The sequence below is a fragment of the Frankia sp. AgB1.9 genome, assembly GCF_016786355.1.
GTDB lineage: Bacteria > Actinomycetota > Actinomycetes > Frankiales > Frankiaceae > Pseudofrankia.
The window spans coordinates 1-19,665 of sequence record NZ_JADWYX010000152.1 but is presented as its reverse complement, the minus strand read 5'-3'; the positions used below and the strand labels follow the sequence as shown (position 1 = coordinate 19,665).

The window sequence follows — 19,665 nt, the reverse complement described above, 5'->3', positions numbered from 1 at the left end:
GGCCACGCGCACCGGGACCGCGCCGGCCAGCGGTGCGGCGGCTGGCCCCTCGGGCTCGGGCGGCGGCGGCTCGGGCGGCGGCGGCTCGACCGGCGGCGCGGCGCCCGTCGCGCGGCCGGGGACCGCGAGCGGCCCGGAAGCGCCGGGTAGGCGCCCCGGGGGCGGCCCGGAGGCCGAACCAGCGGGCGGCTGGTTCGGACGTGCCGGTCAGCCTGACGCCGAACCCGCGCCCGCCGCTGGCCAGGCCAAGCCCAACAAAGCCGGCGCCGTTCCGGCCCGGCCGGCGCAGCGTCCAGGCGGCGAGACGGGCGCGGATGGCGGCACCGACCCCGGCCGTCCGCGGCCAGGCGTCCGGGCCAACCCGGCGGGTGAGGCCCGCGGCCTGGCCTCCGGAGACGGCTCGGGCCTCGCGGGCTCGCCGCTCGATGCCGCGTCCCCGGGCGGGTCGTCACGCCCGACGACGCCGGCCGCGCCCGGGTCGTCGAAACCGGCCTCGCCCCAGTCGGGGCTTCCGGGGGGCGAGCCGCCGACGCTGTGGGTCTCGCTGCGACGTGCCTCGCCCCGGCCCCCCAGCTCGTCCCGCCGGGGCCCGGCCACCTCGGCCACCCAGCCCGAGCCGGCCCACGCGCCGGACGAGGCCCGTCGGCCGGCGGCGGCTTATTCCGCCGAGCCGGCCGACCAGGAGGCGGAGAACACCGCGGCGCTGCGCCTCCACAGCGCGCGGTCAGGGCTCTGGTCGGGCGGTGACCGGGCCGGCGAGAGCGGCCCGGCCGCCGGCCGCCGGCCCGACGGCCGAGCCGGCCACGAGTCATCAGAGCGCGACGGCGACGACCCGGCCGGCGCCGCCCCCGACGACGCCGGCCGGGCCGATGACCTCGACGACGCCGACCGCCGTCACCCCGACGGCCGTCACCTCGATCGCCGTGACGCTGATCGCCGTGACGCCGACGGACGTGACGCCGGAGGCCGTGATCCCGGTCGCCGCGACTCGGCTGGCCGTGACGCCGCTGACCGCGATCACTACGGCCGCGACGAGGACGCACAGGACGAGTACGACGAGGACGAGGGCGAGGACGACCGAGGTGGGGAGGGCGGCGACGGGGACGACCGGTGGCCGTCGGCCGTCGAGCCCCGGCATAGCTCAACGGACCTGGCCGCGGCGTCGCCGTGGCCCGTGGCCGCGCGCGAGCCGTCGCGGGAGGTCCCGGCCCGGGCGGGCGGACGGCCGGAGCGCCGGCCGCTGCCGGCCCTCCTGCTGGTCGCCTGCGGCCTGGTGGTCGCGGCCGCGGCGACGATGCGCTGGAGCACGCTGGCCACCAGCGACGAGCGACGCACCTTCACCGGACTGACCGTCGGCGACGGGCGGCTCACCCTGGTCCTCGGGCTCGCACTCGCGGTGCTGGGCCTGGCCCGGCTGGCGCGGCGGCGCCTCGCGCCGGGGGACACCCTGCTCGGCCCGGTTCTGGCCGGGCTCGTCGTCGTCCTGGCCGCCGCGGACCTGCTGGTCGGCCCGCCGACGCTCGCGACCTTCCAGGGGATCTCCGCCGACAAGATCGTCGTGCGGCCGGAGTCCGGGCTGTACCTCTCGCTCGCGGCCGGGGGGCTCGCGCTGGTCGTCGCGCTCGCGCTGGCGCGGGGCGAGGCGGCCCGGGCCGCGAGCGCGTCACCACGGCGCCCGGAGAGTGCCGCCGCGGTCGACCCGGTCCGCGGTGGCGGGCACCGGGCCGGACAGACCCGGTAGCCGCGGCCAGACCCGGCAGACGGGGCCCCCGGAGGCTACGGGGAGTCGCGGTGGTCAACGGGCGTCCGTTCGGTCACGCGTGGTAACAACGGCCAGTGGTCGAGCATCCGGACGAGCCGTACCCCGCCGGTACCGGCGGGGGGCCGGTCGCGCCCCCGCGCCCCGGTCCGGCGCCTGCTCGCCCGATCTGGGAGACGGACCGGCGGGTCGCGGCGGCCAGGGCCGCCTGGCGGGCGGCCTCGGCAGCCACCGCCGATCCGCGGTGGGCCCGGCCCGGCTCGGCGGCGGCCGAGGGGGCCGAGCAGGGCTTCGCCTACTGGCCGGACGGCTGGCCGCCCGACGACGTACCCCCGGAGGCGGCGCGGGCGGTCGACGGCTGGGAGCCGGAGCCGCGCCGCCGGGCCCGCGGGGCGCTGCCGGCCGTGCTCGCCGGAGCCGGGGCCGTGCTGACCATGATCGCTTCGGTGCTGACCTGGGCGACGGTGCGCGCGTTCGGGATGGTCGAGTTCTCCGTGTCCGGGATGGACTCCACGCAGCACGGCCGGCTGACGTTCGGGCTGGGGATCGTCGTCGGCATCGCCGCCCTGGGGCTGGCCGCGCGGCCGCGCGGTCACCCCGCCCGGCTGCTCGCCGGGGTGACCGGAGTCTCCGGCTTCGCGATCGCGTTGGTGGCGCTGGTCGACATCGGCTATCTGCGGGGCGGCGGCCTGTTCGCGGGGTCGGGCATCGAGGCCACGACGACGATCGCTCCCGGTCTGTGGCTGGTCCTCGGCGGCGGCCTGCTGTCCCTCGCCGCCGCGCTGTTCGCCCGGCCAGGTCGCCAGCCGGACGGCCCGGCAGGGCGGCTCGTCGGGCCGGCGGGAAGCCAGCCGTGGCCGGCAGACGCGGGCGCCGGCCTGCCCGTCGCGCCCGACGGGTGGGCCGCGCCCGGGATGGCGGCCGTCGCCGAGGGGCCGCCGGACGGCCCGACCAGGGAGACCGGCCGCGCGGGCACCGGGACGGCTGACCCCCGCCCGGGGGACGCGGACGCAGGACTTATGGGGTCGTGACCGAACTGTCGGCTTCCGGCAGAATCAGTGACGCCAGCCGGGTTCTGGGGAGATCGGGACCATCCTTGGGGGAGGACGTCCGGGTCGCCGGCTGGTAGGCGTCGGGGTACGCGGGGTACTCCTGATGCCAACCTGGCGGATGCCGGCAGCCCGCGAGCCTGCCGGCATCCGCCCCAGCACCTCACTACGCCTTGGTCCACCGGACTGGCCGGCCGGATTGGCATCGTGGTGGGGCAGTGCGCGTTGTGCCTCAGTGGCGCGAGCGTTGACCATTTGTCAGCGCCTTTGTCCCTGGTTGGTACTGCCGGACGGCGAGCTAGGCCGGTGGGTCGGCGCCTGACGGATCGATCAGACCGTCCTCCATGGCCCGGCGCAGCAGGTCGATCTTGCTGGCGGCCACCCGGCCCGCGTCGCGGTACTTCTTGCGGACGCGGTCGATGTACTGCTTCGCGGTCTCCGTGGCGATGCCCATCCGGCTGGCGACCGCCTTCATCGACAGCCCGGCCGCGTAGAGCTGGAGCGCCTGGGTCTCCTGCGGCGACAGGGCCGGCCGGTCCGGGGCGTCGTCGGTCAGCAGCAGGAAGGCCAGCGGCGGTGAGATCCAGCCGCTTCCGTCGGCGGTTCTTCGGACCGCCTCGGCGACGTCCGCCAGCGCGTCGGTCTTCGCCACGAACGCCGCCGCGCCGGCCCTGATCGCCGCGCGGACCGTCGCCGGGTCCGCGGTGGCGCTGTAGACGGCCACGGCCAGGCCCAGGTCGATGAGCTGGCGGATCGTGTCGGGCGGGCTGCTGCCGTCGCCCAGGCCGAGGTCCAGGAGCACGACGTCCGCGTGGCGGCCCGGTCCGGCCAGCAGCTCCTTGACCGACGAGGCCGTCGCGATCACGTCGATCCCGGGCAGCTGGCGCAGCGCGGTCGCCAGGCCCTCCAGGACGATCGGGTGGTCGTCTACCGCCGCGACGGTGACGGTGGCGGGTCTTCCGTCGTCGGACGCGGGGTCTTCGGTCTCCGGCGATCCGGGCGTCACCGCGGCGGCACTGGGGGAGGTGTCGGGCGCGGGGCCGTCGTTCGGGACAAGCGGAGGGTCAGGGGGAGGCACCGCACCATTTCAGCAGACCCGATCCTGGCTCACGGCGGACTACCCACCGGCGCCGACGGCTGTAGCCCGCGAGTTGTGCGAGCAACGAACGCGGTCGGCGACGTCCCGGCCCGTCTGGAATTCCCGACCGTAGGACAGTCCGGCTTCAGCGCGGGGCCGCTTCGGGCGGTCAGCAGTTGCAGTCGCAGTCCCCGCAGTCGCCGCAGCACTCACAACAGTCGCAGCAGTCTCCGCAGTCGGTGCAGTCGCAGTTCGAGCAGATGCCCTGCCTGCGCTGGCCGGAGTAGGGCGACGTGTGCTCGCGGCACGCCTGGCAGGTGCAGCACATCGCGGTCGCGGCGAGGCAGGTCCCGAACGTGACGCCCGGTCCCGGCCGGCCGGGTTCCGGGCCGTCGGGGCCTTCCGGGGCGGGATAGGTCGGCTGGCCCGGCCCCGGCTGGCCTGAGCCGCTCGTCCGGTCCGGTTTGGCGGCCCGGGATTCGGAGCCCCGGGATTCGGAGGCCCGGAATGTCTCGGCGACGGCCCGTTCCAGCTCGTGGACGAGGAGCAGGTGCGCGAGCCGGGCATGCGGGTTGCGGCTCGCGGCGCCGTGAGCTGGCGCGAAGGTCACGTCGCGCAGCGCCAGGCGGATACCGAGCAGCGCGTCGTCGCACAGAGCCCGTGCGTCGGCACGGGTCGCGCCGGTCGCCGTCAGCGGGTTCCAGGCGCCGCGCGCCGCGTCCTCGCGCTGGTCGGCCACCGCGTCGAGCAGGTGGGCGAGCCGACCGAAGTAGCGCCCGATCTCGGTGAGTGGCTCGGCGTTGTCCGGCTGGCCGGCGAGCAGGGCGGTGTGGGCGAACGCCGCCGCGGTGGCCTGCTCGGCCGGCGCGGTCACCGTCGTCAGGGCCGTGCCGGGCCCGGCGGCGTCCTCGGCCGCCTTCTGCCCGCTGGCCGCGCGCTCCAGCACGCCGACGTCGAAGCCCAGCTCGGCGCCGCTCGCGCCGCTGCCACGGGTCGCGGCGCCCGCGAACCGGGCCGCGACCGCGGCGACCGGCCGGCGGGCGAAGGCGCCGTCGCCGTCCGCGACATGGTCATCGACGTTCGTGGCCGCGGCCGCCAGCGAGACCGTCGCGGCCAGCCGGGCGCCGGGGTCGTCGGCCGACGCGACCCGAGCCGTCCGCAGGCCGCGCAGCGCGCACGGACCGGCCTTGCGGGTCGAGGACTCGCCCGTCTGGGCCGCGACCAGCACGGACAGCAGGAGCCCGTCGACGTTCGTCGCCACCCGGGCCCACTGCCCGTGCCGGTCGCGCAACGTCAGGCACATCCCGCACAGGTGCGACATCCACGTCGCCGTCAGCTCGTCGCCCAGCCGGTGGCGGCAGGGCCGAAGAATCCCGAACACGGCAGCACTCTCGCAGGTAGGCGGACATCTGCCACAGAGGTGTCTTTTTCCCGCTACCCGCTACCCGCTACCCGCGGCCTGGTCGGAGTGGTCCAGGGGTACCGAACGTCAGCCGGAGGACGGTTCGCCGTTGTCTCTCGTGATGCGGACCAGGTATTTCGCCAGTCTCGTCAGGCCGGTGACCACCCAGGAGAGGACGAGGATCAGCGCCGGGATCCTGGCCAGGTTCTCGGGGAACTCGATCTCGCCGAGGAGCCAGCCCGCCACCGCGGCGATCGTCAGGGCCGGCGACCGCCACCCCCGGGACGGCAGTTCGAGCAGCCACAGCGCGACACAGCCGAGGATCGCGGCGGTCAGCAGGACGAAGCCGCTGCCGTAGTGGAGGGAATGCGCGTGGTCGTGATGCCGGATCGAAACGCCTGTGATCGACAGTGTCATCAGCAGCGCGGTCAGCCGGGCCGCGCGGCCCCGCCGGATCGCCGGGTCCGGCACAGCAGCGAGGAGCAGCAGCAGGCCGGCCAGCAGGACCTCGACGCAGGCGAGCAGGTTGTACGACCGGACCGCGCCGTTCGTGGATCCCAGCGGGAACGCGACGATCACCAGAGCCAGGCCGAACGGCACCAGCAGCCGGCGCAGCGTCGTACGCGCGGCGACCAGCGCCGAAAGCAGGGACGAGGCCCTCGCGAGGCCCGGGCGCAGCGGTGCCGTGGACTGGCTTAGCGAGGCGCGCGCGTCCCGCAGAAGAGCGCTCCGGACCGTCGGCCGCGCGTTCGGTGTGGCGCGGTCGCCGTCCGGGACGGCTCCGGTACGCGCGTCCGGTCTGTCCGCGGGGGGCTTGGGCGCGGGAGGGTCGGTGGTGACCGGTGGATCGACGGCGTAGAGGGCGCCGAGGACGGTGCTGGCCTTCGGGTCGCCGGTGACCCGGGGGAGCAGCCCGGTGCGCTCGGTGAGGATCTCGCTGACCCGAGGCATCCGGGTCGCGCCGCCGGTCAGGAACAGCGCGGCGAGATCCTTGGGCTCGACCCGGGCGCTGTCCAGCGTCGCCAGCAGCGCGTCGACGGCGCCGGACAGCTGGGGCTCGACGGACGCCTCCAGCTCGCGTCGGGTGACCCGCAGGCCGTCGTCGAAGCCGGGCGGGTAGAGATGGTGGGTCGGGCTCGACGACAGTGACTCCTTCGCGACGACGAGGTCGCGCCGGACCAGCGCCTGGTTGCGCCGGCCCGCGCGGCCGGGACCCGTCCAGATCCGGTCCCAGGCGGCCTCGTCCTGTTCGCGAGCGTGCGCACCGGCCAGCTCGAGAAGGTGTTCGTCGACGTCCTCGCCGCCGAAGTGCGCGTCGCCGCCGGGCATGCCTGCGACGAGGAAGCCACCGGCGGCGCGCCGTAGCACGGCCGTGTCGAGTGTGCCGCCACCCAGGTCGAACACGGCGACTGTGCCGCCGACCGGGATGTCCGCCTGGTGGGCGTACCAGGTCGCGGCGGCGACGGGTTCCGCGAGCAGCAGCGGCCCGCTCAGTCCTGCCTTCTCCGCCGCCGCGATCAGGCGGTCCCGCTCGGGCTGGCCCCAGCGGGCGGGATGGGTGAGGACGACGGTCGACGGGCTACCGAGCCCGACCCTCCGGGTGGCCTCCTCCGCGACCCGCTCCAGCAGCGTGGCGACGAGGTCGACGGTCGACACCGGCGTGCCAGCCAGCAGCACCTGATCGGAGCTGACCAGGGCGCGTTTCGGCAGCCGCTCCAGCCGTTCCGGGAATGCCTCGCCCTGGCTGGCCGCCGCCCTGCCGGTCACCAGGTTCCCGTCCTGGTCGAGCAGGACGGCCGACGGCAGGTAGCGGGTGTTCTCGATTTCCAGAACCTCGATCTTGCCGCCTACCGAGGTCGCGGCGCACACGAAGCTCGTGCCAAGATCAATAGCTAGCGTCCAGCCGGTCATGCCCCCACAGACTTTCCGGACTGGACCGCCGTTCCCCCACGGCACGGCCGGACCAGCTCCCCCGTGATCGTGATGTTAGTCGGTGAACGCCCGAGATGTCCTTCCCGTGTAGAAGTTCGCGCGGCCAGGGTGATCTCGCCGGCGGCCAGTGGGCGACGCGCCACCGCCGGCCGGATTGGCCTAGCCTGGCGGTATGGCCGACCGTCCAGGGTTCCCGTCCGATCGGCGAAGCCGATCTGACCGGTTGTACTTCCGCCAGCTGTTGTCGGGCCGGGACTTCGCCGTCGGCGACCCCATCGCGGCGCAGATGGTCAACTTCTGTTACCTGATCGGCGACCGGGAGACCGGCGAGGCCGTCATCGTCGATCCGGCCTACGCGGCCGACGAGCTGCTCGGCATCCTCAGCGCCGACGGGATGCGCCTGGTCGGCATGCTGGCCACCCACCATCACCCCGACCACGTCGGCGGCACCATGATGGGCTTCTCGCTGGCCGGTATCCGGGACGTGCTCGCCAGGGTCCAGGCGCCGGTGCACGTCAACAAGAACGAGGCCGAGTTCGTCCGCCGGGTCACCGAGGTGTCAGCCTCCGACCTCGTCGAGCACGACCACGACGACACCGTCGACGTCGGCGCCATCCCGATCCGGCTGTTGCACACTCCCGGCCACACCCCGGGCAGCCAGTGCTTCCTGGTCGACAACCGGCTCGTCGCCGGCGACACGCTCTTCCTCGACGGCTGTGGCCGGACCGACTTCCCCGGCGGCAGCCCGGCCCAGATGTACGACAGTCTGCAGCGGCTGGCCGCGCTCCCCGACGACCCGGTCGTCTACCCCGGGCACTTCTACTCCCCGCCGCGGGACAGCGCCGCCATGTCCGACGTGACCGAGACGAACATGGTCTACCGGCCGCGCACCCGTGAGCAGTGGCTGCTGTACTTCGGCGGCTGACCGGTCATCGACGCCGGTCCCTGACTCCGGACGGCCGGGTCAGGACGGTGATCCGCTCGGAGGTGGCTCGGTGACGCGCGCCGCCCGTAGGCCCGCAGCCGTCATGGTCCGGGTCGCGTCCAGGATCCTGATGACGGCGCGGGTGATCGGCAGCAGGCTGTCCTGGTCGACCTTGTCGACGGTGTCCGCCTCGTCGAACAGGTACCAGGGCGCCGAGAGGAACTGGACGATGGGCACGCCCGCCGGGTAGTAGAGCGCCCCGTCGGACAGCGGCATCGGGCCGAAGGCGTCGGGGGCGAGCAGCATCGAGCGGCCCAGCCGCTCCGCGACCAGGGCGTCGTAGACCGTGCTCTCCAGGTCCGGGATCCTGCTGGTGAAGAACCAGCGCGGCACGCAGCGGCCGGTGGCGGTGAGGCGCCCGCCGCTGGCGGCGATGTCGCGGGCGGCGTGCTCCAGGTGCACCTCGACCACGACCTTCGCGAGTTCGGCGCTGTGCTTCGCCACGTAGTCGACCAGCCCGGCCCCGCCGAAGAAGTGCCCGCCCTGCAGGATGAAGCGCATCCGGTGCGGCCGGTCGGCCGCCGGGACCCGCGACCAGTACCTGGCCTGGGCGAGGACCATCGCGATCCCGCTGCCGTCCTCGACCGCGGAGGCCCACGGCCCGTCGTGGTGGGAGCCGATCAGCACCAGCTCGTCGTCACCGGGCGGCCCGGGAAGGTCACCGACCACGTTGTCGCTGCGCGCCGGCGCGGTGGCCGTCGCGACGTCGAGCCGGATCCGGACCGGGCCGCGGGCGAGCTGGTCGCGCAGCCAGCGCCCGTCGGCCTCGCCGATCCAGACTCCGGGCAGCGCGGTCGACCGGCCGCTGTACGGGAAGTAGTAGCGGTGGCCGCCGCTCGGGTAGCCGACCAGGCAGCCGATGAACGCGACGGCACCGGCCTGCGCGGCCGGGTCGGTCACGGCGTCGGAGGTACCGGCCAGCGGGAGCACCTGGGTCTCACCGGCGAAGGTGTCGTCCGGGTCGTACACCCGGCGGGAGAGGTCCTTGGGCGCGCTCCCGAGCCCGGCGGGCACCGCTGGCGGGAGCGCGAGCGGCCGGGCGTCGACCAGCGCCGCCCGGCCGGCGACCGCGCCGGGCCTGGCCGCGTCGAAGCTGGCGAGCTGCGCCTCCAGTCCGGTCGCGGGCCCGGCGTGAGGCAGCGGGAAGCACGCCAGCGCGCGAGCCGGCCCGCCGGCCGGCGTCGCGGTGAGCGCGTACCGCGACGGCTCCCAGCGGGTCACCGCCACCGGCTCGGTGTGCACGTCGACCAGCCCGAATTCGCGGAACTTCTGGGCGACGAAACCTTCGGTCCAGGCGTCCGCGGCATAGCCGGGCCGGCGTACGCCGCGCGCGACGACCTGCTCGATCCAGGACATCATCTCCTCGACCGGCGGTGGCGCGGCACCCGCCGACGCCGTGGCGGCCGGCACCGACCCGCGACCGGCCGGCCCGCAGCCGGCCGCCGCGCCCGCGGTGACGACCGCCGCCCCGAGCGCGGTCCCGAGGAACTCCCGCCGGTCCGGAGCCGGCCGGGAGAACCCTCGCCCGCTGCCGCGCGGTCCTGAACCGCCGGCGGCGGCCGGCTGGCCCGCGGCCGTGTCGTCGGAGCCCTCTCGCGGCCCGGTCATGGCGCGCCTCCCCTTCGAGACCGCGCGGCCGGATGCCCGTCCGCGTCGCGATCCGGACAATGCCACACCGAGGGCCCAGACCCACGTGGCCGCAGGTCCTTTCGCGCGTCGCGGCGATCAGCGTGGCGTTCCGTGGCGGCCGGATCGCGCGGTCGAGGACGGCCCCGACGCCGGCAGCCGGGCGAAAGGTCCCGAACGGCCAGAAGGCCGGGGCGCGGCTCAGCCAAGGTGTTTAGCTTTGAGCCGTGATGGCGCGATTACGCGATCCGTGGCGGCCGGATGTGCGCTACCGCCGCCCGAGCCCATGGCGTGCGCTGGCTCTCGTGCCGGTTCGACTGGTCGGCAGTGTCGTATCCCTGCGCTCGTGGATCCTGCCGGTCGGTGTGTCAGCGCTGCTTGTGATGCTGCTTTACGGCCAGTTCTACCGGCACACTCCGCTGTGGCTCGGGCCGGGGATCGGGGGCGCCCTGGCGGTGAGTTTCCTGTGGCCCGGGACCGTGCGGCGGTGGCGCTGGCAGCGCGCCGAGGCCGCCCGGCGTGAGCGGGTGAGCCGGGCGGTCCAGGTCGTCGCGTTCGATGCCGCGCGGCTGTTCCTCTGCGCCGCGATCGCCTTCTACACCCTGGTCAGGCCGGACGAGTTTCGCCTCGACCTGGTCCTGGCCGGCGCGGCCGTGGCCGTGTTGTGTGCTCGGCTGCTGGGCTGGGCCGGTCGGCGGTTCGGGAACGACGCGCGCCCGGTTCCCCGTGGCCAGGCACTTGCTCGGTTGGTACGCCGGGCCGTCGTGTTCGTCGCCGCGGCCGTGTGCGCGCGGTTCCTCGTCTACGGGGTGGCGCTCGGTGCCTTCTGGGTTCCGGTGCGGGCCCTGCACGCGGCGCGCGCCTGGAACATCGTGGTGCTGGTGATCGCGATGGCGGTGTGCTGGTCGCTGTGGGCGGTCATCTTCGGTGTCGGCAGCGGAATCCTCCAGATTCACGAGCACAGGTGGTCCCGCCGCACCCAGGGCTGGGGTGACGGTAGCTACTGGCACGAGGACAGCTGGACCGAGGACCATTCCCCCGAGCATCTGCGATCCGGGCTGGGGAGCCTTCTTCGATTCCACTACCGGACGAGCTACAGCCAGACCTCGTCCAGCGGCGGCGGCAGCTTTTCGTACTCGACCTCAAGTTCAACCACTATGGGCACGACGACGGAACCGTCAGGGCGCCGTCACCGCGGTGCCCATCGAGGCGGTGGCCATCGAGGCCGCGTCGACGGAGGCTGCCGCCGAGGAGCCAGGGCCGGTGGACGAGGCCGACGCGTAGCTTCCAGGTGCTAGTGGCTGAGCCGCTCCAGGGCCTCGGCCAGGCGGTCGAGGTCGGCCAGGGTGGCGTGGACGGGCGGGCTGACCCGCAGGACGGGGACGGCGTCGCGGGCCCGGGCCGGTCCGATGGCGGTGGTCAGGATGCGTTCCTCCCCGGCCAGCCGGTCCTTGACCGCCGCCGGGTCGACGCCGGCGGCCGGCAGCAGGGTGACGATGCCGCAGGGGGAGTCGACGTCCTCGCCGAGCCGCCAGCCGGCCAGCCCGTCGAGGCGGCGACGAGCGGCGCCGGCCAGCGCGTGGATCCGGGCCCGGACCGCACCGGGACCGGCGTCCGCGTGCTCGGCCAGCGCGGCGGCGAAGCCCAGCCAGCCGGCGACCGGGGCCTCGCCCACGTCGAAGCGGCTCAGGCCGGGGGCGGGCACGACCCGGCTGCCTCCGGGCGCGGCCGGATCGGGCTCCCAGCCCGCCGCGTAGCCGGAGGCCGCCGCCACGCCGAGGCGTTCGGCGAAATCCGGCCGTACGGCGACGAAGCCGACGCCGCGCGGCCCGCACAGCCACTTGCGGGAGGTGCCGGCGTAGGCCGTGACACCGCCGGTCGCCCCGGCGGCGGTCACGTCCACCTGGCCCAGCGACTGGGCGACGTCGAGCAGCAGTGGCACCCCGGCGGCCCGGCACAGCGCCGCCACCGCCGCCGTCGGCTGGACGATTCCCCGCTGGCTGGGCACCTCGGGGAACATCACCAGGTCGAGGCCGTCCAGCGCGGCCGGTCCATCGCCGCGGGCGAGCCGGTCGACGTCGAGGCGGCCGTCGGGCTGGGTCGGCAGGTCGACCAGCTCCAGCCCGTCGCGGGCGGCCCGGTCCAGCAGGGCGAGCCAGTTCGAGCGGAAGTCGCTCGGCACGATCCCGACCCGCCCGCCGGGCGGCAGCGGCCAGGCGGCCAGCAGCGCGGCGAGCGCCGACGTCGCGGAGTGGTGGAACGCGACATCGGCCGCCCGCAGCGCCGGGTCGAGCAGCCCGGCGAGCGTCCCGCGGGCGACGGCCAGCGGGCCGGCCGCTACCTCGTACTGCGCGGCGTACGAACCGAGCGACGCCTCCGTGGCCAGGTACGCCGTCTGGGCGGCGCGGACGGCGCCGCTCGGCACGCCCGCCGCGGCTGTGTCCAGATGGGTGACGGTGAGACCGGCGCGTGCGGCCAGCCACGCCTGGCCCAGCTCGTCGCCCGGCAGGGCCGACTCGGTTGGCGCCGTCGGGCGCCGCTGGCCCGGCGCCGCCGGCCCTTCCCCGGCTGGGTCGGCGGGGCCCTCGGCGCGGCCAGCCGTCGGCTGTCGGTTCCCTGTGTCGGCCATGCCGCCAGCGTGCCTCAGCGATGCCATCGAGGGGAATGGGATCATGCCGACGCGTGGTTGTCCGGCGGCAGGCGCCGGGCTGCGCGGAGCGGAAGGCGAGCGGCGAGGATGAGCGACGCAGCGGTGACCAGAGCGGTGCGGCTGGCGGTGGCAGGGGAGCCGCCGCGGCTGGTGGAGAAGGTAGAGCTGCCTGTCCCGGGCGACGGCGAGCTGCTCGTCGACCTCGACTACGCGGGCGTCAACCCGATCGACACCTACGCGGCCACGGGGATGGTCGGCGACCTGGCCCGGCTGCCGCGCACCCTCGGCGTCGAGGGGACGGGCGTGCTCGCCGGCACGGACACCCGGGTGGTCGTCACCGGCGCCGGCACCGGGCTCGTCCGGGACGGCACCTGGGCCGGCGCGGTCGTCGCGCCGCGCGGGGCCGTCGTCGAGCTGCCCGCCGGGGTCGACCCGGCGCAGGCGGGCGCGATCGGGGTCGCCGCCGTCACCGCGTACGACGCGTTGCACGTGCTCGGCGGGCTGCGGGCCGGCGACAAGGTGCTGGTGCTCGGCGCGGGCGGCGGTGTCGGGGTCGTCGCGGTGCAGCTCGCGAAGCTCGCGGGGGCCTCCGTAGTCGGCCAGGTCGGCTCGCCGGCCAAGGCGGACGCGGTCGCCGCGCTCGGCGCGGACCGGGTCGTCGTCGCGGACGCGGCGCGGCTGGTCGCAGAGCTGGACGAGTTCCAGCCGACGCTGGTGATCGACCCGCTGGGCGCCGCGTTCACCCCGGCCGTCGTCGAGGTCGCGGCCGTCTCCGGACGGATCGTCATCCTCGGCGTGTCCGCCGGCGAGAACGTCTCGCTGCCGGGCCGGACGTTCTACCGCAAGGGCCTGAGCCTGCTCGGCTACGCCGGCCTGGTCGTCACGCCCGAGCGGCGCGCGACGGCGATCCAGGCGGTCGCGGCCGGCCTGGCCGCCGGCACGCTGCGGATCCCCGTCGACGAGGTCGTCCCGCTGGGCCGCTTCGAGGACGCCATCGAGCGGCTGCGCGACCGTTCGGTCTTCGGCAAGGTCGTGCTGGCCACCCAGGAGTAGCCCGATCGGGACGCACGCGGGCGCAGTGGGCCAGAACACCGCGGGCCCGCAGCCGTCCGGTGGCCCGAGCGGGGCCGGTTCGGGCACTCTCGTGGGCATGGCCGAATCCGCCCTGGCCGCCGGGACGTCCGGCTCGGCCGCGCCGGCCCGCCCAGATGCGTTCCCGCAGGACCCGGAGGCGTTCCCGCCGGAGCCGGGGCCGGCCGGGCGCCCGGCACTGCCCCGGTCGGCGACGGCCGCCCCGCCGGGCCCGGAGATGGACTTCGTGACCGGGCGCCTGGTCCGTCCCGACCGGCCTCGCTCCGGCTTCCCGCCGGCGCGGGTCGCGGTGATCGGTGTCGGCGCCGTGGGCGGCTACTTCGCGGCCAGGGCGGCGGCCGCGGGCGCCGAGGTGTGGCTGTGTACGCGGCGGCCGTTCGACCGGCTGCGGATCGTCTCGACCGGGCCGAACGGCGGGGACGTCGAGACCGAGGTGCCGGCCGAGGTGGTCATCGACCCGGCCCGGCTGCCCGGCTACGGCTTCGACTGGGTGCTGCTGGCGACCAAGGCCCACCAGGTCCCGCTGGTCGCGCCGTGGCTGACCGCCGCGGTCGGGCCTGGCACGGCCGTCGTCGTCCTGCAGAACGGGGTCCGGCACGCGGAGCGGGTAGCGGCGTTCGCGCCAGCCGACCAGGTCCTGCCGGCCGTCGTCTACATCAACGCGGAGGCCGAGGGCCCGGGCCTGATCCGGCACCGGGCCGGCGGGGTCCTGCAGGTTCCCGACGTGCTGCTGGCGCAACGGCTGGCCGAGCGGGTGCTGACCGCGGGGGAGGTCCGGCTGACCGAGGACTTCGCCACCGCCGCCTGGACGAAGCTGTGCGTCAACAGCGCCGCGAACACCCTGACCGCGCTGACCGGCCGTCGCCTGGAGGTGCTGCGCCGCGACGACATCGCCCAGCTCGCCCTCGCGATCATGGCGGAGGTCGTGGCGGTCGCCCGGGCCGACGGGGCCGAGGTGCCGGACGGGCTGCCGGAGTTCACGGTGCGCCGGCTGCGCGGCCAACCGCCCGGCGCCGGCACGTCGATGCTCTACGACCGGCTGGCCGGCCGTCGCCTGGAGCACGACGCGCTGCTCGGCGCCGTCGTCCGCATCGGCGCCGAGCGCGGCGTCCCCACCCCGACCTGCGCGGCCGTGCTGCCGCTCCTCGCGGCGATCAGCGACGCGGTCGACGCGCCGCGATAGCGGCCGTTTCGGGCGACCGGATGGCTGGCGCGGGCCGGCCTGGTCGGCCGGACCCGCGCCGGGTGGCGCTCAGGTGGCCGGGTCGGCCTGCGTCTGTGGGACGAGCTTCGCCACGATGTGCTCGGCGATCGCCAGCGACGCGGTGGCGCCCGGGGAGGGCGCGTTGCGCACGTGCAGGATGCGCCCGCTGTGCGCGAGCACGAAGTCGTCGACCAGGCTCCCGTCCCGGGCGACGGCCTGCGCGCGCACGCCGGCCGGGCCACGCACCACGTCGGCGGCGGTCAGCTCGGGGACGTAGCGGCGAGCCTCGGCGACGAACGCCCGCTTGCTGGCCGTGCGCAGCATCTCCTTCGCGCCGGTCTTCCAATGCGCCAGCGCGAGCTTGCGCATGCCCGGCCAGGCGACCGTCTGGCGCAGGTCGGCCGCTTTCACCGTGCCGACGGTGTAGCCCTCCCTGGCGGTGGCGAGCACGGCGTTCGGGCCGACGAGGATCTCGCCGTCGACCCGCTTGGTCAGGTGGATGCCCAGGAACGGGTAGCGCGGGTCGGGCACCGGGTAGATCAGGCCCTTGACCAGGTCACGCCGCTCCGGCCGCAGCAGCCAGTAGTCGCCGCGGAACGGGATGATCCGCGGCGACGGGTCCTCGCCGGTGAGCTGGGCGACCTGGTCGGACTGCAGCCCGGCGCAGGACACCAGCAGGTCGAACGGGCCGGCCTGCTCGGTCACCTCGCGGACCTCGGCCTTCGCCGCGGCGCTCGCGCCGTCCGGGTGGTGGCCGTTCGGGGGCCCCGCCGCCGTGCCGCGCGCACGCAGCCGCAGCCAGACCCCGTCGGACTTCTCCTCGATCCCGACGATCTCGGTGCCGGTGCGCACGGTGCCGCCCGCGTCGAGGACGTCGTCCCGCAGCGCCCTGCACACCGCCGGGTAGTCGACGATCGCGGTGGTGGGGGAGTGCAGCGCCGCGACGCCCCTGGCGTGCGGCTCGATCTCGCGCAGCTCGGCCGGGTCCAGCCAGCGGCAGCCGGGGACGCCGTTCGCCTCGGCCTTGCGGGCGATCTCGTTGAGCCGGTCCAGCTCGGTGTCGTCGACGGCGACGACGACCTTGCCGCACTCCTCGAACCGGATCTTCCGGTCGTCGACGTACTCGCGCAGCAGGCCGACGCCGCGGCGGCACAGCGTCGCCTTCAACGAGCCCGGCGTGTAGTACAGGCCCGCGTGCACGACCCCGCTGTTGCGGCCGGTCTGGTGGCGCGCGATGTCCTGTTCCTTCTCGAAGACGGTGACCGTGGCCGTGGGGTCGACCTGCCCGAGACGCCTGGCCACCGCCAGCCCCAGGATTCCCCCGCCGACCACCGCGATACGTGCTGCCACCGGATGCCGCCTCCCGCCTCGATGTGCCCCCGCGAGCAGGCCGCACCAACTGCCCGGCCGCTCGTGCCGTCGTCCAGTATCGGTCGTGGCGTCCCGGTCCTCTGCGGTGCCCTGGCCGACGTACCTGCGCGAACACGCGGCCACTGCTGGCCTGCGGGTGCCCGGCCGGCCGGGCCATGTGTCTGGAAACTCCGGTGACGTCCGAACCCGGGACCGGCGACGATGGTTCGCGCCGGAGACGGACCTGAAGGAGCGCTTGTCGTGGATGAGGCAACCCCGCCCAGAACCCTGGCGGACGAGTCGAGACGCGGCCTGGCCCGCGCGCGCGAGGCCACGGCGGTCGAGATCCGGACCTTGGCTCCCGAGGAGCGGCACGCGGCGCGGCGGGTGTTCCGCACGGCGATGCTCTTCCTCGGACCGCTGCCGACCGCCGAGTCCGCCGAGCAGGCGGGTGGCGACGCGTTCGCCGAGCTGGATCGGCGGTTCGGCGCCTTCGTAGAAGGCGAGCTGGTCGGGTGCGTCGACTCCTTCGCGAGCTGGCTGACCGTGCCCGGCGGCCGGCGGGTGCCACACGCCGCGGTCACCGGGGTCGGGGTGCTCGCGACCCATACCCGCCGCGGGCTGCTCACCCGGCTGATGCGCGCCCAGCTCGAGGACGCCGCGCGCCGCGGCGACGTCGTCGCGACGCTGCGCGCCAGCGAGGCGACGATCTACGAGCGGTTCGGCTACGGAGTCGCCACCCAGGTCGGCAAGCTTGAGGTGACTCGGTCCCGGGTGCGGTGGCGCCCGACGGCCCCCGTCGGCGGCCCGGTGCGGCTCGTCGACCCCGTGGACGCCTGGGACCTGTTCGCCCGCATCCACGAGGAGGCCGCGCACCAGCCGGGCGCCATCGGCCGGTCGCGCGGCTGGTGGAACCGTCACCTGCGGTGGGTCAGGGAGGCGACCACCGCTCAGCTCGCCGTCGTGCACGGCGAGCCGGGGGCCGAGGACGGCTTCGCCCTGTACGAGCCGGTCAGGACGCCGGACTGGCACGTCGACGGCAACAGGGCCGTGCGCGTGACGGACTTCGTCGCCGGCACCCCGGCGGCCAGGGCCGGGCTCCTGCGCCATCTGACCGGGCTCGACTTCGTCGACCGGATCGAGTTCCTGGAGATGCCGCTGGATGACCCGCTGCCGGCCGCGCTGACCGACTCGCGGGCGGTGCGCCTCACCTGGGCCGAGGACGAGACCTGGCTGAGGCTCCTCGACGTGCCCGCGGCACTCGCGGCCCGGACCTACACCGGCCCGGGCCGGGTGACCGTCGAGGTCGGCGACCCGCTGCTACCGGCCAACGCCGGCGTTTACGAGATCAGCGCGGCGGGCGCGACCCGGGTGTCGACCAGCACCCCCGCCGACCTGAGGACCGGGATCGCCGAGCTGGGCGCCGTCTACCTGGGCGGCACCCGGTGGTGGCAGCTGGCCAGCGCCGGCCGCGTGGAGGCCCGGAACCCGGCCGCGGTGGCGACCGCCGACACCCTGTTCGCCACCGCCGCCCTCCCATACGCGGCCACCAGCTTCTAAGCCATCCGCCCGCCGGACGCTGTCCACGCAACCCTGCTGCCGACCATGGCCGAGACGGGCTCATGGCATCCGGTTATGCCTCGAACTGGCGTTGGGAGGGCGCTCAGCGCCCGAGGCGGAGCGGCCGGAGGCGCGAAGCGCCGTCTCCGGCCGATCGCCCTAAGCGCCGATGGCGTGGAAGCCGCCGTCGACGTGCAGGATCTCACCGGTGGTGGCGGGGAACCAGTCCGACATCAGGGCGACGCAGGCCTGGGCAGCCGGCTCGGTGTTCTGCACGTCCCAGCCGAGCGGGGCGCGGCCGTCCCAGACCTGCTCGAACTTCTCGAAGTCCGGGATCGATTTCGCGGCCATCGTGCGCAGCGGCCCGGCCGAGACCAGGTTGACCCGGATGCCGCGGGGGCCGAGGTCGCGGGCCAGGTAGCGGGCGGTCGACGCGAGGCCGGCCTTGGCGACGCCCATCCAGTCGTAGCTCGGCCAGGCGACCGAGGCGTCGAAGTCCAGGCCGACGACGCTCGCCTTCTCGCCGAACAGCGGCAGGGCGGCCCGGGTCAGCGCGGCCAGCGACCAGGCCGACACCTGGACCGCGGTGCCGACCTCGGACCACGCTCCCTCGACGAACGGCTTGCCGCCGAGTACAGACTCGGGCGCGAAGGCGATCGCGTGCAGCACGGCGTCGAGGCCGTCGACGTGCTCCAGCAACTGGCCGGCCAGGCCCGCGACGTGCTCCTCGACGGTGATGTCGAGCTCCAGCACGGGCGCCTCGACCGGCAGCCGCCGCGCGATCCGCCTGGTGATCGAAAGCCCGCGGCCGAAGCCGGTGAGCACGACGGTGGCGCCCTGTTCCTGCGCGATCCGGGCCACGTTGAACGCGATCGACGCGTCGGTCAGCACGCCGGTGACGAGGACCCGCTTGCCCTCGAGAAGTCCGCTCATGAATGGCATCCTGCCAAAGGCGCTGCTCAGGTCCGCATAGCCGGGGTGCCAGATCCGCGCGCCGTGTCTTTGTGGCCTACCTACAACGGGCACCGCGCGGGCCGGCGGTGTCGCGTCACCGGGCGGCCTCGCCGCCGGCCACCGGGTCCAGTGGCCATGGGGTTAGGGGATTAGGGGGCCACCGGGTTCAGGGCGCCACCCGGACCGGTGGGCCGCCCGAGCTCGCGGTCGGCGGCTTGCGCCGGCGGCGGCGCAGCACCGCGCGGGTGACGGGCTCGACGAAGCGGGCGGCGAGCGGGCCGAGGACGGCCATCAGCAGCACGTAGCAGGCGGCCAGCGGGCCGAGCTTCGGGTTCACGCCGGCGGCGACGGCGAGGCCGGCGATGACGATCGAGAACTCGCCGCGGGCGACCAGCGCGGCCCCGGCCCGGAACCGGCCGAGCGTCGCGATCCCCGACCGGCGGGCCGCCCACCAGCCGGTCAGCACCTTCGTCGCGATCCCGGCGATCGCCAGCAGCGACGCCACGGCCAGCGCGGGCGGGACCGCCGCCGGGTCCGTCCGTAGCCCGAAGAAGACGAAGAACACGGCGGCGAACAGGTCCCGCAGGGGGGTCAGCACCTCGCTCGCGCTCTGCGCGACCGGCCCGGACAGCGCGATGCCCACGAGGAACGCGCCGACCGCCGCAGACACCTCCAGGCGCTGCGCGACGCCGGCGACCAGCAGCGCGAGCCCGAGCGCCCGCAGCAGCAGGATCTCGTCGTTGCGGTCGGACTTGGGGTTGAACACCAGCAGGGTGACCTTGGCGCTGTGCCGCAGCGCCAGGTACAGCACCCCGATCAGCGCGCCGAGCGCGACCGCGAGCGTCAGCGAGCCGCGGGCGATCGTCTGGTGGGCCAGCAGCGCGGTGACGATCGGCAGGTACACCGCCATTGCCAGGTCCTCCAGCACCAGCACTGAGAGCACGACGGGGGTCTCGCGGTTGCCGAGGCGGCCCAGGTCGCCGAGGACCTTCGCGATGATCCCGGAGGAGGAGATCGCGGTGAC

16 protein-coding genes are annotated in these 19,665 nt (G+C 75.2%); 7 read left to right on the top strand and 9 right to left on the bottom strand.

The window, feature by feature from the left end; translation table 11 throughout:
- Window positions 1–811 precede the first annotated feature (811 nt).
- Window positions 812–1,138, bottom strand: a complete 327-nt coding sequence (locus I6A60_RS36665; protein ID WP_203042718.1) for a hypothetical protein — start codon at window positions 1,136–1,138, stop codon at window positions 812–814.
- Between the two features lie 36 nt (window positions 1,139–1,174).
- Between I6A60_RS36665 and I6A60_RS36660 the strand changes: the two genes are divergently transcribed.
- Window positions 1,175–1,741 carry a hypothetical protein gene (locus I6A60_RS36660; RefSeq protein ID WP_203023749.1) on the top strand — a complete coding sequence of 189 codons (567 nt, stop codon included), beginning with the start codon at window positions 1,175–1,177 and terminating at the stop codon, window positions 1,739–1,741.
- A 95-nt stretch (window positions 1,742–1,836) separates the two neighbouring features.
- The gene (locus I6A60_RS36655; protein WP_203023748.1) at window positions 1,837–2,790 is read left to right on the top strand and encodes a hypothetical protein; all 954 of its coding nucleotides are present in this window, start codon (window positions 1,837–1,839) and stop codon (window positions 2,788–2,790) included.
- 316 nt (window positions 2,791–3,106) lie between these two features.
- On the opposite strand, the gene I6A60_RS36650 is transcribed toward I6A60_RS36655, so the two are convergent.
- The 3 genes from I6A60_RS36650 to I6A60_RS36640 form a co-directional block, all read right to left on the bottom strand.
- Complete coding sequence (locus tag I6A60_RS36650; protein ID WP_203023751.1) at window positions 3,107–3,814, bottom strand: response regulator transcription factor; 708 nt, start codon at window positions 3,812–3,814, stop codon at window positions 3,107–3,109.
- 241 nt (window positions 3,815–4,055) lie between these two features.
- The gene (locus tag I6A60_RS36645; RefSeq protein ID WP_203023747.1) at window positions 4,056–5,267 is read right to left on the bottom strand and encodes a DUF5685 family protein; all 1,212 of its coding nucleotides are present in this window, start codon (window positions 5,265–5,267) and stop codon (window positions 4,056–4,058) included.
- A gap of 108 nt (window positions 5,268–5,375) precedes the next feature.
- Window positions 5,376–7,199 (bottom strand): Hsp70 family protein, encoded by a 1,824-nt coding sequence (locus I6A60_RS36640; RefSeq protein WP_203023746.1) that lies wholly within the window; start codon window positions 7,197–7,199, stop codon window positions 5,376–5,378.
- A gap of 193 nt (window positions 7,200–7,392) precedes the next feature.
- On the opposite strand from I6A60_RS36640, the gene I6A60_RS36635 reads away from it, so the two are divergent.
- Window positions 7,393–8,145 (top strand): MBL fold metallo-hydrolase, encoded by a 753-nt coding sequence (locus I6A60_RS36635; RefSeq protein WP_203023745.1) that lies wholly within the window; start codon window positions 7,393–7,395, stop codon window positions 8,143–8,145.
- A 39-nt stretch (window positions 8,146–8,184) separates the two neighbouring features.
- Here the strand turns inward: I6A60_RS36635 and I6A60_RS36630 are convergent, their stop codons facing one another.
- Complete coding sequence (locus I6A60_RS36630) at window positions 8,185–9,813, bottom strand: M28 family peptidase (protein ID WP_203042717.1); 1,629 nt, start codon at window positions 9,811–9,813, stop codon at window positions 8,185–8,187.
- A 383-nt stretch (window positions 9,814–10,196) separates the two neighbouring features.
- Here I6A60_RS36630 and I6A60_RS36625 point away from each other — a divergent pair, with 383 nt between their 5' ends.
- The gene (locus tag I6A60_RS36625; RefSeq protein WP_203011910.1) at window positions 10,197–11,129 is read left to right on the top strand and encodes a hypothetical protein; all 933 of its coding nucleotides are present in this window, start codon (window positions 10,197–10,199) and stop codon (window positions 11,127–11,129) included.
- Here the strand turns inward: I6A60_RS36625 and I6A60_RS36620 are convergent.
- Window positions 11,126–12,460 (bottom strand): aminotransferase class V-fold PLP-dependent enzyme, encoded by a 1,335-nt coding sequence (locus I6A60_RS36620; protein ID WP_203011911.1) that lies wholly within the window; start codon window positions 12,458–12,460, stop codon window positions 11,126–11,128. The two genes, I6A60_RS36625 and I6A60_RS36620, sit on opposite strands and share 4 nt — an antisense overlap.
- 108 nt (window positions 12,461–12,568) lie before the next feature.
- Here I6A60_RS36620 and I6A60_RS36615 point away from each other — a divergent pair, with 108 nt between their 5' ends.
- Window positions 12,569–13,534 (top strand): zinc-binding alcohol dehydrogenase family protein, encoded by a 966-nt coding sequence (locus I6A60_RS36615; protein WP_203011912.1) that lies wholly within the window; start codon window positions 12,569–12,571, stop codon window positions 13,532–13,534.
- Between the two features lie 97 nt (window positions 13,535–13,631).
- A complete protein-coding gene (locus I6A60_RS36610) occupies window positions 13,632–14,756 on the top strand; it encodes a 2-dehydropantoate 2-reductase (protein ID WP_203011913.1) in 1,125 nt (374 codons plus the stop codon).
- A 69-nt stretch (window positions 14,757–14,825) separates the two neighbouring features.
- On the opposite strand, the gene I6A60_RS36605 is transcribed toward I6A60_RS36610, so the two are convergent.
- Complete coding sequence (locus tag I6A60_RS36605; protein WP_203011978.1) at window positions 14,826–16,127, bottom strand: L-2-hydroxyglutarate oxidase; 1,302 nt, start codon at window positions 16,125–16,127, stop codon at window positions 14,826–14,828.
- Window positions 16,128–16,388: 261 nt separating this feature from the next.
- Between I6A60_RS36605 and I6A60_RS36600 the strand changes: the two genes are divergently transcribed.
- Window positions 16,389–17,687, top strand: coding sequence for a GNAT family N-acetyltransferase (locus I6A60_RS36600; protein WP_203011977.1), 1,299 nt, complete (start codon window positions 16,389–16,391; stop codon window positions 17,685–17,687).
- 159 nt (window positions 17,688–17,846) lie between these two features.
- Here the strand turns inward: I6A60_RS36600 and fabI are convergent, their stop codons facing one another.
- Both fabI and I6A60_RS36590 read right to left on the bottom strand, forming a co-directional pair.
- Complete coding sequence (fabI, locus tag I6A60_RS36595) at window positions 17,847–18,620, bottom strand: enoyl-ACP reductase FabI (protein ID WP_203011976.1); 774 nt, start codon at window positions 18,618–18,620, stop codon at window positions 17,847–17,849.
- A gap of 187 nt (window positions 18,621–18,807) precedes the next feature.
- Window positions 18,808–19,665, bottom strand: an 858-nt coding sequence (locus tag I6A60_RS36590; protein ID WP_203011975.1) for a cation:proton antiporter, incomplete at its 5' end; no start/stop codon positions are given.